General features: G+C 62.9%; 8 protein-coding genes, 2 tRNA genes and 1 rRNA gene. 4 read left to right on the forward strand and 7 right to left on the reverse strand.

Features of this window, described 5'->3' with window-relative positions:
* Nucleotides 1–163: 163 nt before the first annotated feature.
* From XH80_RS13585 to XH80_RS13595, 3 genes are all read right to left on the reverse strand, one after another.
* Nucleotides 164–239: transfer RNA gene (locus tag XH80_RS13585), tRNA-Ala, on the reverse strand.
* 33 nt (nucleotides 240–272) lie between these two features.
* A tRNA-Ile gene (locus tag XH80_RS13590) sits at nucleotides 273–349 on the reverse strand.
* 187 nt (nucleotides 350–536) lie between these two features.
* A 16S ribosomal RNA gene (locus XH80_RS13595) occupies nucleotides 537–2,023 on the reverse strand.
* A gap of 1,027 nt (nucleotides 2,024–3,050) precedes the next feature.
* Here XH80_RS13595 and XH80_RS13600 point away from each other — a divergent pair.
* Together XH80_RS13600 and XH80_RS13605 are read left to right on the forward strand one after the other, a co-directional pair.
* Complete coding sequence (locus XH80_RS13600) at nucleotides 3,051–5,114, forward strand: M23 family metallopeptidase (protein ID WP_271599000.1); 2,064 nt, start codon at nucleotides 3,051–3,053, stop codon at nucleotides 5,112–5,114.
* Nucleotides 5,115–5,280: 166 nt separating this feature from the next.
* Entirely contained in the window at nucleotides 5,281–5,547 is a 267-nt protein-coding gene (locus XH80_RS13605) for a hypothetical protein (protein ID WP_057746745.1), read from the forward strand.
* A gap of 77 nt (nucleotides 5,548–5,624) precedes the next feature.
* On the opposite strand, the gene clpB is transcribed toward XH80_RS13605, so the two are convergent.
* Nucleotides 5,625–8,264, reverse strand: a complete 2,640-nt coding sequence (gene clpB, locus XH80_RS13610; RefSeq protein WP_271599001.1) for an ATP-dependent chaperone ClpB — start codon at nucleotides 8,262–8,264, stop codon at nucleotides 5,625–5,627.
* Between the two features lie 242 nt (nucleotides 8,265–8,506).
* Here clpB and XH80_RS13615 point away from each other — a divergent pair, with 242 nt between their 5' ends.
* Complete coding sequence (locus XH80_RS13615; RefSeq protein WP_271599002.1) at nucleotides 8,507–9,295, forward strand: MOSC domain-containing protein; 789 nt, start codon at nucleotides 8,507–8,509, stop codon at nucleotides 9,293–9,295.
* 120 nt (nucleotides 9,296–9,415) lie between these two features.
* On the opposite strand, the gene XH80_RS13620 is transcribed toward XH80_RS13615, so the two are convergent.
* Nucleotides 9,416–10,063 carry an NlpC/P60 family protein gene (locus XH80_RS13620; RefSeq protein WP_271599003.1) on the reverse strand — a complete coding sequence of 216 codons (648 nt, stop codon included), beginning with the start codon at nucleotides 10,061–10,063 and terminating at the stop codon, nucleotides 9,416–9,418.
* A gap of 219 nt (nucleotides 10,064–10,282) precedes the next feature.
* Between XH80_RS13620 and XH80_RS13625 the strand changes: the two genes are divergently transcribed.
* Complete coding sequence (locus tag XH80_RS13625; RefSeq protein WP_271599004.1) at nucleotides 10,283–11,146, forward strand: alpha/beta fold hydrolase; 864 nt, start codon at nucleotides 10,283–10,285, stop codon at nucleotides 11,144–11,146.
* Between the two features lie 104 nt (nucleotides 11,147–11,250).
* Here the strand turns inward: XH80_RS13625 and metW are convergent, their stop codons facing one another.
* Together metW and metX are read right to left on the reverse strand one after the other, a co-directional pair.
* Complete coding sequence (gene metW, locus XH80_RS13630; RefSeq protein WP_057746731.1) at nucleotides 11,251–11,913, reverse strand: methionine biosynthesis protein MetW; 663 nt, start codon at nucleotides 11,911–11,913, stop codon at nucleotides 11,251–11,253.
* A 2-nt stretch (nucleotides 11,914–11,915) separates the two neighbouring features.
* Complete coding sequence (gene metX / locus XH80_RS13635) at nucleotides 11,916–13,163, reverse strand: homoserine O-acetyltransferase MetX (RefSeq protein WP_271599005.1); 1,248 nt, start codon at nucleotides 13,161–13,163, stop codon at nucleotides 11,916–11,918.
* Between the last annotated feature and the right edge of the window lie 48 nt (nucleotides 13,164–13,211).

A 13,211-nucleotide genomic window follows, 5' to 3' on the forward strand; every position in this document is an offset into this window, starting at 1 on the left:
AGATAATGAAGGCTCGCGCAGCAATCTGCTACACGACCCAACTCGGATCGATCTCCTCTTTACGATGTCAGAAAACACGCATCTTGCTGTCTATCCAGACTAGCAGGATGCGAAGTGATGTTTCGCGGACGACGGTGCACGATCAGTCGATGATCAAACCATCTGGTGGAGCCAGACGGGATCGAACCGACGACCTCATGCTTGCAAAGCACGCGCTCTCCCAGCTGAGCTATGGCCCCGTAACCAGAAGACGAATGCTCACTCGATGAAAGTGGTGGGCCTGGGAAGACTTGAACTTCCGACCTCACGCTTATCAAGCGCGCGCTCTAACCAACTGAGCTACAAGCCCCTAACGCATATCCCGTTAAGGACCCTGGATCCTGCTGCGTGCAGGCCCAGCGCGTGTTCGTCCGCGAAGAAAGAGAAACGTAGACGGCGAAATCCCGCCAATGGAGCTCAACGATCTGGCGATCTGTTGGCCCCTGATGTTTCTAAAACAGCTCGATAGAAGCAAGCTTCTGAAGAGCCATCCTTAGAAAGGAGGTGATCCAGCCGCAGGTTCCCCTACGGCTACCTTGTTACGACTTCACCCCAGTCGCTGACCCTACCGTGGCCGGCTGCCTCCTTGCGGTTAGCGCACCGTCTTCAGGTAAAACCAACTCCCATGGTGTGACGGGCGGTGTGTACAAGGCCCGGGAACGTATTCACCGTGGCGTGCTGATCCACGATTACTAGCGATTCCAACTTCATGGGCTCGAGTTGCAGAGCCCAATCCGAACTGAGACGGCTTTTTGAGATTTGCGAAGGGTCGCCCCTTAGCATCCCATTGTCACCGCCATTGTAGCACGTGTGTAGCCCAGCCCGTAAGGGCCATGAGGACTTGACGTCATCCCCACCTTCCTCGCGGCTTATCACCGGCAGTCTCCTTAGAGTGCTCAACTAAATGGTAGCAACTAAGGACGGGGGTTGCGCTCGTTGCGGGACTTAACCCAACATCTCACGACACGAGCTGACGACAGCCATGCAGCACCTGTGTTCCAGGCTCCGAAGAGAGGGTCACATCTCTGCGACCGGTCCTGGACATGTCAAGGGCTGGTAAGGTTCTGCGCGTTGCGTCGAATTAAACCACATGCTCCACCGCTTGTGCGGGCCCCCGTCAATTCCTTTGAGTTTTAATCTTGCGACCGTACTCCCCAGGCGGAATGCTTAAAGCGTTAGCTGCGCCACTAGTGAGTAAACCCACTAACGGCTGGCATTCATCGTTTACGGCGTGGACTACCAGGGTATCTAATCCTGTTTGCTCCCCACGCTTTCGTGCCTCAGCGTCAGTACCGGGCCAGTGAGCCGCCTTCGCCACTGGTGTTCTTGCGAATATCTACGAATTTCACCTCTACACTCGCAGTTCCACTCACCTCTCCCGGACTCAAGATCTTCAGTATCAAAGGCAGTTCTGGAGTTGAGCTCCAGGATTTCACCCCTGACTTAAAAACCCGCCTACGCACCCTTTACGCCCAGTGATTCCGAGCAACGCTAGCCCCCTTCGTATTACCGCGGCTGCTGGCACGAAGTTAGCCGGGGCTTATTCTTGCGGTACCGTCATTATCTTCCCGCACAAAAGAGCTTTACAACCCTAGGGCCTTCATCACTCACGCGGCATGGCTGGATCAGGGTTGCCCCCATTGTCCAATATTCCCCACTGCTGCCTCCCGTAGGAGTTTGGGCCGTGTCTCAGTCCCAATGTGGCTGATCATCCTCTCAGACCAGCTACTGATCGTCGCCTTGGTAGGCCATTACCCTACCAACTAGCTAATCAGACGCGGGCCGATCTTTCGGCGATAAATCTTTCCCCGTAAGGGCTTATCCGGTATTAGCACAAGTTTCCCTGTGTTGTTCCGAACCAAAAGGTACGTTCCCACGCGTTACTCACCCGTCTGCCGCTGACGTATTGCTACGCCCGCTCGACTTGCATGTGTTAAGCCTGCCGCCAGCGTTCGCTCTGAGCCAGGATCAAACTCTCAAGTTGGACTTGAACTTTGAACCGGCTGATCACAACGTTTGACGAGGTCCCACCATTATCGACCGAAGTCGATGTGCTGCCTGCGATTCACATCGCGGGCAACGATGGTGTTTCCTTTGAAACGTGTACCGCCGAAGTCTTTCGTCCTCTCTCAGTACTTAAAAGCCGAAGCTCTCAAGTGGTCCGAGAGGCGCAAGGACTCCGCCGTCCACGTTTCTCTTTCTTCATCTTCACTTGTCAAACAGCCCGGGACCGTGGAGGCCCCAACCTTCCGGAGTGGAAGGGTTCCGACACCCTTACCGACGTCGAATGACTCCAACCGATTGTGTCGGCTGTTGTGTCACTCAACAAGGTGAGGAGCATCAGTGGCGCGTTCGCTCGCCTTGGTCAGTGACCCGGCGGCGCCGCGCTCAGTGGTTGGGGTTATAGGCCCCACCTTCCGGGCTGTCAACGCCAATCGTCAACAAATCGTCGCACACTGGATTGTCATAAAAAATCCAACGATTCCAGTCGATTAGAAGGACGGAGAGCAAGCGAAGGCGCGCCGTCCGGCAAAAAATCTGAAAAAAAGTTTGGCCCCCGACGGGCTCCTGAGGGGCTCGGAGGGGGCTCCTGAGGGGGCCGAAAGCGACCCCGTCCGTCCCCCGCCCGTCCGCCATCCGTCCCTGGGTCCGGGCTTTCCGCGAGCGGCCGTTCAGGAAACTTTTTCCATATTAGGCGCCGTACTAGAGCCACAATCCCGCGGCGTTCTGGTATGAGACAAGCTTGAATCGCTGGTGCCAGTGGGGGCTGCCAGCGATTTGGGGTTCAGAGAAGGCGATCTGACGATGACGCGGCCTTCTTCGGACATTCGAAAGACATCGCGAGACCTTTCACCTGCCTAGCTGTTCGTAATTTCGGCCGGGTCTCATCCGAGGCCTTCTGAGTGCGAGCATCTGCGCGATAAGGCTTTTTCCGAGATGCCCCTGCAAGAGGGCGACCGGGATGAGGCGCTGAAAGGGAAGGTTTCGGGTCGTTGATTGGGGGACTTGGGTTGAACCAGAGGACATCACGCGGCGCTTACGGGCGTGAGACCGGGATCATTGATCTCGGCCACGAGCCGCCGCTGTCCGTCGACGGTTCGGAAGCTGCCGTCATCGATCGCCGTCGTGTCTCGGTGCAATGGTTCAGCGGCACAATTCTGACCGGACTCTGCGGCGCAGCCCTGATCGGCGGCGCCGTTTTCGCGTCTCTCGACGGCGAGATGACTTTCGCCAAGGTGCCGGAACGGGTCGAGGGCGCACTGCGTGGCGCCTTTGGTGCGGCCGATCGCACCGCGACGCTGCACAAGAGCGATCGCCTGCCGCCGCCCAGTGACTCGACCGCCTCGCGCAACATCGTCCGCGTCTCCACCGTCGCCCGCGTCGGCAACCGCGACGTGATGCGGGTGCGCCCCTTCATCCGGATCGCCGGCAATCTGTCGATGACGACGAGCGATTTGTCGGCGAAGATTCCGCCGTTCAACGCGCAGCGCATGCTCACCGACGTCGGCTCCGATCCGAAGACCGCGACCGACGATCCGAACAATCCCGAGGCCGTCGAACCCGACGCCGAGGTCTCCTTCGTCACCAAGGACCTCTCGCCGGTGCTGCCGAAGGCCAAGATTTCCGCGGTGGTTGCGCTCGACGACATCCTGATGCGGGTGCGCGATGCCGCCAATTGGCGCGGCAATGGCGGGGTGCGCTACGCCTCGCTCGCCAACGCGACCGCCGACGTCTCCGGCGCGGCCGGCCCGTCCGACATGAAGATGGCCTACGCCACCGAAGCGTCGTCGTCCGATCCCTATGCCGGCTTCGAGACCCGCGTGGTGCCGGAAAACGTGACGCTGCTGCCGAAGACCAAGGAGCAGATCACCGGCGGCAATCCCAACGGCGAGCGCGTCCATGTCGTCAAGAAGGGCGACAGCGTCGGCTCGGTGCTGCGCGATCTCGGCGCCACGGCCGAGGAGATCAAGGCGATTGCCGCAACCCTCGGTCCCCGCGGCCGCGACGGCGGGCTGAAGGAAGGCGAAAAGCTTCGCATCCTGATGGCGCCCGCAAGCCCCGGCGCGCGCTTGCAGCCCTATCGCGTCGTCGTCGCCAACGACACCGTGGTCGAGGCGATCGCGGCGCTGTCCGATCTCGGGAAATACGTCGCGGTCGACGTCTCCAGCATGAATACCGTCGCCGACGCTACGGCCAACGCCAGCAGCGAAGACGATGACGATGATGACGGCAGCGGCGTGCGGCTCTACCAGAGCATCTACGAGACCGCGATGCGCAACAAAGTGCCGATGCCCGTCATCGACGACATGATCAAGATCTACTCCTACGACGTCGACTTCCAGCGCAAGGTGCAACCGGGCGACTCGTTCGATGTGTTCTACGCCGGCGAAGACGAGGGCACGACGGCCTCGGACAAGAGCGAGGTGCTGTTCGCATCCCTCACGGTCGGCGGCGAAACCAAGAAATATTATCGCTACCAGAGCCCCGACGACGGCGTCGTCGACTACTATGACGAGACCGGCAAGAGCGCGAAAAAGTTCCTGGTCCGCAAGCCCGTCAACAGCGCCATCATGCGCTCCGGATTCGGCGGCCGCCGCCATCCGATCCTCGGCTACGTGAAGATGCACACCGGCGTCGACTGGGCCACCGCCTACGGCACGCCGATCTTCGCCGCCGGCAACGGCGTGATCGAGAAGGCGCAGCTCGAGGGCGGCTACGGCAAATACGTCCGCATCAAGCACAACAACGGCTACGAGACCGCCTACGGCCACTTGTCGGCCTTCGCCAAGGGCATGGAGCCGGGCAAGAAGGTGCGGCAGGGCCAGGTGATCGGCTTTGTCGGCTCGACCGGCCAGTCGACCGGCCCGCATGTGCACTACGAAATCCTCGTCAACGGCCGCTTCGTCGACCCGATGCGCGTGAAACTGCCGCGCGGCCGTTCGCTGGAAGGCCCGATGCTGGCCAGCTTCGAGAAGGAGCGCGACCGCCTCGACGGCATGATGAGCGGCCGCGGCGGCGCCATCGCCCGCATGTCGGACGCGACGGGCGGGCCGCTACAGGTCACGAATCGGTAAACCGGTAATTCCCTGACATCGCTCACAACCGGCTAGCCCAAAATCCGGGCCCTCACGATCACGAAAACGCTTCCGATCGCCGTCAGAACGGCGCGCGCGACTCGTGGTGGAACAGTTGGGTGATGCTCACGGTTGATGGGTCCAGTCCGTCAAGAGGAGACCGATCATGCAGCACCTCTCACGCGACGACGTCATCAAGGCGGTCGGCAGCGCTGACGACGTGACCATTGCAGAGATTATCGGAACCGGCGCGACCGTCGAGGAGCTCGCCGAAGCCCAGGCCTGGCTCGCCAATGACGAGCCCATGATCAATGACCTCAGGCCGCTGGCCCAAGGGCGCGTGCGCACGCTGGTGGATATCCTGTCGGAGCTCGAACAGGAGGATGACGAGCCAGGCCCACCCGGACCCGCCTCGGCATCTGCAATCAGCTAGGCGCCCAACCCGACGATGAATCGCCCCGGAGAGAGGGACCTCTCCGGGGCGAATCTGTTGGCGGGTTACGCTGCTGCTCAGTTCAGCTTGCGCTTCGACACCGGCGCCTCGAACTGGGCAATTTCCGCGGTCTGCGGCGCCTTGCCGTTGAAGGTCAACACGTTGCCTTCGGACGAGATCGCCACCGTGTCGCCATCCCTGACGTCGCCGGCCAGGATCATCTCGGCGAGCGGGTCCTGCAGGTAGCGCTGGATCACCCGCTTCAGCGGGCGAGCACCGTAGGCGGGATCCCAGCCCTTGGCGGCGAGCCAGTCGCGCGCGGCGGCATCGAGCGTCAGCACGATCTTGCGATCGGTCAGGAGCTTCTGCAGCCGGCCGAATTGGATCTCGACGATCCGGCCCATCTCGCTCTTCTGCAAACGGTGGAACAGGATGATCTCGTCGACGCGGTTGAGGAACTCGGGGCGGAAATGTGCCCGCACCATGCCCATCACCTGCTCGCGCACGGCCGAGGTATCCTCGCCCTCCGGCTGGTTCACCAGATACTCCGAACCGAGGTTCGAGGTCATGATGATCAGCGTGTTGCGGAAATCGACGGTACGGCCCTGACCATCGGTCAGCCGGCCGTCGTCGAGCACCTGCAACAGCACGTTGAAGACGTCGGGATGCGCCTTCTCGATCTCGTCGAACAGCACCACCTGATAAGGCCGGCGTCGCACCGCTTCGGTGAGCGCACCGCCCTCGTCATAACCGACATAGCCCGGAGGCGCGCCGATCAGCCGCGAGACCGAGTGCTTTTCCATGTACTCGGACATGTCGAGGCGGACCATCGCGGTCTCGTCGTTGAAGAGGTACTCCGCAAGAGCTTTCGTCAGCTCGGTCTTGCCGACGCCGGTCGGCCCCAAGAACATGAACGAGCCTGTGGGGCGGTGCGGATCCTGCAGGCCCGCGCGCGAACGACGCACGGCGGTCGCGACCGCACGCACGGCCTCCGCCTGGCCGACGACGCGCTTGCCGAGCTGCTCCTCCATCTTCAGCAGCTTCTCCTTCTCGCCCTCCAGCATCTTGTCGACGGGCACGCCGGTCCAGCGCGAGACCACCTGCGCGATGTGGTTGGCGGTAACAGCCTCCTCCATCATCTCACCGGAGCCTTCGCGCGCCTCGATCTCGGCGAGCTGCTTCTCGAGCTGCGGGATCCGGCCATAAGCCAGCTCGCCTGCCTTCTGGAATTCGCCGCGGCGCTGCGCATCGGCCAGATCGACGCGCAGGGCGTCGAGCTCCGACTTCAGCTTCTGGGCGTTGGAGAGCTTGCTCTTCTCCGCGCTCCAGCGTGCCGTCAGCGCCGCAGACTTCTCCTCGAGGTCGGCTAGCTCCTTCTGAAGCGACTCAAGTCGGGATTTTGAGCCGAGATCACTTTCCTTCTTGAGCGCTTCCTGCTCGATCTTGAGCCGGATGATCTCTCGGTCGAGCGAATCCAGCTCTTCCGGTTTGGAATCGACCTGCATCTTCAGCCGCGCCGCGGCCTCGTCCATCAGGTCGATCGCCTTGTCGGGCAGGAAGCGGTCCGTGATGTAGCGGTTGGACAGCGTCGCGGACGCCACCAGCGCGGAATCGGTGATCCGCACGCCGTGGTGCTGCTCGTACTTGTCCTTCAACCCGCGCAGGATCGAGATGGTGTCCTCGACCGAGGGCTCGCTGACGAAGATCGGCTGGAAGCGCCGCGCCAGCGCGGCGTCCTTCTCGACGTGCTTCTGGTACTCGTCGAGCGTGGTCGCGCCGATGCAGTGCAGCTCGCCGCGGGCAAGCGCCGGCTTGAGCAGGTTGGAGGCGTCCATCGCACCGTCGGCCTTGCCGGCGCCGATGAGCGTGTGCATCTCGTCGATGAACAGGATGAAGGTGCCGTCGCTCCCGGTGACCTCCTGGAGCACGGCCTTCAGCCGCTCCTCGAACTCGCCGCGGTATTTTGCACCCGCAATCAGCGCGCCCAAATCAAGCGACAGCAGCTTCTTGTCCTTCAGGCTCTCGGGCACATCGCCGTTGACGATGCGCAACGCCAGCCCTTCCGCGATGGCGGTCTTGCCGACGCCGGGTTCACCGATCAGGACGGGATTGTTCTTGGTCCGCCGCGACAGCACCTGGATGGTGCGACGGATCTCCTCGTCGCGGCCGATGACCGGATCGAGCTTGCCGTCCCGCGCAGCCTGGGTCAGGTCGCGGGCATATTTCTTCAGCGCGTCATAGGCGGTCTCCGCCGTCGCGGTGTCCGCGGTGCGGCCCTTGCGCAGCGCCTCGATCGCAGCGTTGAGATTTTGCGGGGTGACGCCGCCCTTGTTCAGGATGGCGCCGGCTTCGCTGGTCTTCTCCAGTGTCAGCCCGAGCAGCAACCGCTCGACGGTGACAAAGCTGTCGCCCGCCTTCTCGCCGGCCTTTTCGGCCGCGTCGAAGGTGCGCGCGAGCTCGGGCGCCAAATAGATCTGCCCGGCGCCGCCGCCGCTGACCTTTGGCACCTTGGTCAGGGCGTCCTCGGTCGCCTTCAGAATTGCGCGGGAATTGCCGCCGGCGCGGTCGATGAGACCGGCAGCGAGCCCCTCATTGTCGTCGAGCAGCACCTTCAACAGGTGAAGCGTGGAAAACTGCTGATGCCCCTCGCGCATCGCAAGCGACTGGGCGGACTGGATGAAGCCCCTGGAGCGTTCGGTATATTTGTCGATATTCATGTCTTTTCTGTCCCTCGGCCTGCCCTCGGGGCCCTCTAAGGCACCCCAAACGGCATCTTCATTGGGTTTCCGCCTGATGCGTTGACGTTCCTCAACCAGCAAGCGGTCGTTATCAGCCGGCGCTGGCGCCGACCTGACCCAGATGTGGGAAGCGCACCTTTCGATCGGAAGAGGCACGTTCACAATTTCGTGCGCAGATCGGCCGGCTTGGCGGGTACGGGTCGAATCCCTTAAGTAGCCGCATGACAGCCAGCCAGACCGCCGAAATCACCGGCCTTTACCGCTACCCGATCAAGGGCCTGACGCCGGAAGCCCTGCTCCGGGTCCCCTTGCGGTCCGGTCAGACCCTGCCCGCCGACCGCCGCTATGCCATCGAGAACGGGCCCAGCGGGTTCGACCCGGAGGCGCCCGAGTGGAAGCCGAAAATCCAGTTTCTGATGCTGGCGCGCAATGAGCGGCTGGCTTCCCTCGACAGCCGGTTCGAGGACGCGACCAACCGCCTGACCATCCGCAAGGACGGCCACACGGTCGCCAGCGGCGACCTCGAGACCGCGGCCGGGCGCGCTGCGATCGAGGCCTACTTCACGGAGAATTTTCAGCCGGAGTTGAAGGGCCCGCCGAAAGTCCTGTCCGGCCGCGATCACAGCTTTTCCGACGTCGCCCGCAAGGTCGTGTCGATCATCAACATCGAGAGCGTCCGCGCCATCGAGGCCATGCTCGGCGGCACCGCCGTCGATCCCCTGCGCTTCCGCGCCAATCTCTACGTGAAGGGCTGGCCGGCCTGGTCCGAACTCGATCTCGTCGGCCAGACGCTTGCGATCGGGCAGGCCCGGCTGAAGGTGGTCAAGCGCATCGTCCGCTGTCCGGCCACGAATGTGGACCCGGTGACGGCGAAGCGCGATCTCGAAATACCGCCGACGCTGTCGCGCCATCTCGGCCACATGGATTGCGGCATCTATGCCGAGGTGGTGGCCGATGGCGAGATCGGCGTGGGAGATGCGGTGGCGGTGGAAGAGCCGACACTGGTGTGACGAGGCACCGCTGCCGTAGGGTGGGCAAAGCGCAAGCGTGCCCACGCATTTTCCGCGATCGAGAGAAATGGTGGGCACGGCGCTTCGCGCCTTTGCCCACCCTACTGCACCTTCACTCCATCAATTCGGCATCACATACGCATAGATCCGGCCGCGCGAGATCGGGGCTTCGCGGACGCGGTTGCCATTGTTGCCCGAGATCATGATCGGATTCCCCTGCGCATCGATGCCGGTGATGATGCCGACATGACCGCCGCGGCCGCCGCGCGACATCACCGCGATGGCGCCGACCTGCGGGCCGGAGACGCGCGTGCCGTAATGCGCGAACGAGTTCGCCATGTCCGATCCGGTGCCTTGGTGGCCGGTTTTCTCAAGCACCATGTTCATGAAGCGCGCGCACCACAGGCTGCCGCGCCCCGTCGGGTTGCCGCCGAGATAGCGGCGCGCCTCGGACACGAGGCCTGAACCGCCGCCGAAGCCGCCGCTCATCGTCGCACCGCCGCTGCTGGCGCTCGGATCATAGCTGGCCTGCGTGTTGGCGAATCCACCTGCCTGCAACTGCGCCGCGCTGCGCTCGAAGCGCGAACTGCGGGCCGAATACCTGATGTGATGATGCCTGCTGGCGTGATGCACGTAAGCGTGCCGCTCTGCGCTGTGACGATGATGCGGCCGCGCTGAGGCCGGAGAAACGAACGCGGCAATGGCCGTGAAGAACAACGCCAGCGCGACAACACGACGCGACAGGCGGGACGCAAACAACTCAAACATACTTCATCCTTCGTTGACACCCCCACTTCCCAAGGTCGGCCCGTGCGACGGCCAACATCGATGGGGCCGTTAAGCCGTCGGATGTGGCGAGAAAAAGACGCGGTGGCCCGCGAATAGCTGCGATGATTTTGCGGCAATGCTCTGATAGAGCTGCCTTATTGCGGACATCTGCATTAACTGCGATCCTGAACTTGCGGCTTGCAGAGAGGGAAACAGTTAATGCCCCACGCCACCACCAGGGACGACGTCCGCATCTATTTCGAAGAAGCAGGTCAGGGAACGCCGATCATTTTTCTGCACGAATTCGCGGCCGACTATACCAATTGGGAGCCGCAGATGCGTTACTTCTCACGTGGCCACCGCTGCATCACCTATTCCGCGCGCGGTTACACGCCGTCTGATGTGCCTCACGGCGAGGTCTACACTTACAAGCACTTCTACACCGATGCGCTCGCGGTGCTCGATCATCTCGGAATCGAGCGCGCGCATCTCGTCGGCCTGTCGATGGGCGCCTACTCGTCGCTCCAGATCGGATTGAACGCACCACAGCGCGCGCTGTCGATGACGCTCGCCGGCGTCGGCTCCGGCTCGGAGCTCGAGAATTTGGAGGCCTGGCGCAAGCAGTGCCGCGCCAATGCCGAGCAGTTCGAGACGCTGGGCTCGGCAGAAGTCGCAAAGGTCACGCGCGAGGCGCCGAGCCGGATTCCCTTCCTGGTGAAGGACCCGCGCGGTCATGCCGATTTCTATGCTGCACTGGCGCGGCACGATGCCAAGGGTTCGGCCAACACGATGCGCGGCTTCCAGGGTGGCCGGCCGTCGATCTACACGCTGACGGAAGCGATCAGGAACGTGACGACGCCGGCGCTGATCATCTGCGGCGACGAGGACGATCCTTGCATCGGCGCGAGCCTGTTCCTGAAGAAACATCTGCCGGCCGCGGGCCTCGCGATGTTCCCGAAGTCGGGCCACGTGCTCAATCTCGAAGAGCCGGCACAGTTCAACGAGAGCGTGGAGCGGTTCGTGACGCTGGTGGAAGCCGGCCGCTGGCCGGCGCGCGATCCGAGGTCGGTGGCGGCGCATTAAGAGGTCGCGTAGCCCGGATGGAGCGAAGCGTAATCCGGGATGCCCGGAAGCGGCGCGACCTGCCCCGGATTGCGCTTCGCTCCATCCGGGCTACAGGCAGCAAACTATTTCCCACCGCCCCGGCTCAGCAGGAACACGCCCTGCTCGCCGAACAGATTCCACACCCACCAGGGCAGCCGCAGCCGCAGCGGACGGCCGTAGAGATCGAGTGCCTCGGCGCGCTCCATCTTGACGTGGATCTCGTCGCAGAGCTCGACGAAATCCTTGATGGTGCAGAAATGGATATTGGCGGTGTCGTACCAGCTTGCCGGCAGGTTCTCCGTGCGGGGCATGTGGCCGCCGATCAGGAGCTGCAGGCGCATCCGCCAGAAGCCGAAATTCGGGAACGAGACGATGGCGCGGCGGCCGATGCGCAACAGATTCTCCAGCACGACCTTGGGCTGACGCGTCGCTTGCAGCGTCTGCGACAGGATCACGTAGTCGAAGGCATCATCGGGGTAATTGACGAGGTCGGTGTCGGCATCGCCCTGCACCACGGCGAGACCCTTGGCCACGCAGCGGTTGACACCCTCGCGCGACAGCTCGATGCCGCGGCCGTCGATGCCGCGGGTCTCCAAGAGCTGGAGCAGATCGCCGTCGCCGCAGCCGACGTCGAGCACCTTCGAACCCGGCTTGACCATTTCGGCGACCAGCAGATGGTCGGCGCGAAATGGGCCCGACTGTTCAGCCGCGAGGCCGTTCAGCGGCAGGACTTGCTGCACAGACATCGCTAGCCGTCCTTGTTCGTGAGTCCGCGCGCCTTGCCGGCGGATTGCAGGAAGGCGCGGGAGATGTCGAAGAATTCGGGCACGTCGAGCAGGAAGGCATCGTGGCCGCGATCGGTCTCGATCTCCGCGAACGACACCCGCGCGCTGGACGCATTCAGCGCGTGCACCAGCGCGCGCGATTCCGAAGTCGGGAACAGCCAGTCGCTGGTGAAGGAAACCACGCAGAAGCGCGTTTCGATCCCCGCGAACGCCTTCGCCAGCACGCCGCCATGGTCGGCGGCGATGTCGAAATAATCCATCGCGCGCGTCAGATAGAGATAGGAATTGGCGTCGAAGCGCTCGACGAAGGACGAGCCCTGATAGCGCAGATAGGACTCGACCTGGAAATCGGCGTCGAACGAGAAGGTCGGCAGCTCGCGGTCCTGCATGCGGCGGCCGAACTTGCGATGCAGCGCAGCGTCCGACAGATAGGTGATGTGCGCGGCCATGCGCGCGACCGCGAGGCCGCGATGCGGATGGATGCCCTGATCGGCATAGGCGCCATTGTGCCAGTCGGGATCGGCCATGACGGCCTGGCGGCCGAGCTCGTGGAAGGCGATGTTCTGCGCCGAGTGCCGCGTCGAACAGGCGATCGCCAGCGCGGAGTAGACACGCGCAGGGTACGCCGCGGTCCATTGCAGCACCTGCATGCCGCCCATCGAGCCGCCGACGACGGCAAACAGCGTATCGATGCCGAGCCGGTCGATCAGCATCGCCTGCGCGCGCACCATGTCGGGAATGGTGATGACAGGGAAATCCAGGCCCCACACCTTGCCGGTGGCAGGATTGATCGAGGCAGGCCCGGTCGAGCCCATGCAGCCGCCGATCACGTTGGAGCAGATGATGAAGTATTTGCTCGGATCGAGCGGCCGGCCGGGGCCGACCAGCGTCTCCCACCAGCCGGGTTTGCCGGTGACCGGATGGACATTGGCGACGTGCTGGTCGCCGGTCAGCGCATGGCAGATCAGCACCGCATTGGAGCGATCGGCGTTGAGCTCGCCATAGGTCTTGTAGGCAATTTGGAACGGGGTGAGATCGACACCGCAATCGAGCCGCAGCGGTTGGTCGGCGCCGAACCGCGCGACCTCTGAACTCGGATGATCGACCTCATGCGACCGATCGTCGGCACTGATCGCAGGACTTGGGATCGCACGACTTGGGATCGTAGGACTTGGGATCGTAGGACTTGGGACAGACTTGACGCCAACCATCTCTGACCATCGACCTCGTTTGCGATCGGACGTGAGACCGCGATGAAA

The sequence above is a fragment of the Bradyrhizobium sp. CCBAU 45384 genome (genome assembly GCF_028128665.1).
Classification (GTDB): Bacteria; Pseudomonadota; Alphaproteobacteria; order Rhizobiales; family Xanthobacteraceae; genus Bradyrhizobium; species Bradyrhizobium manausense.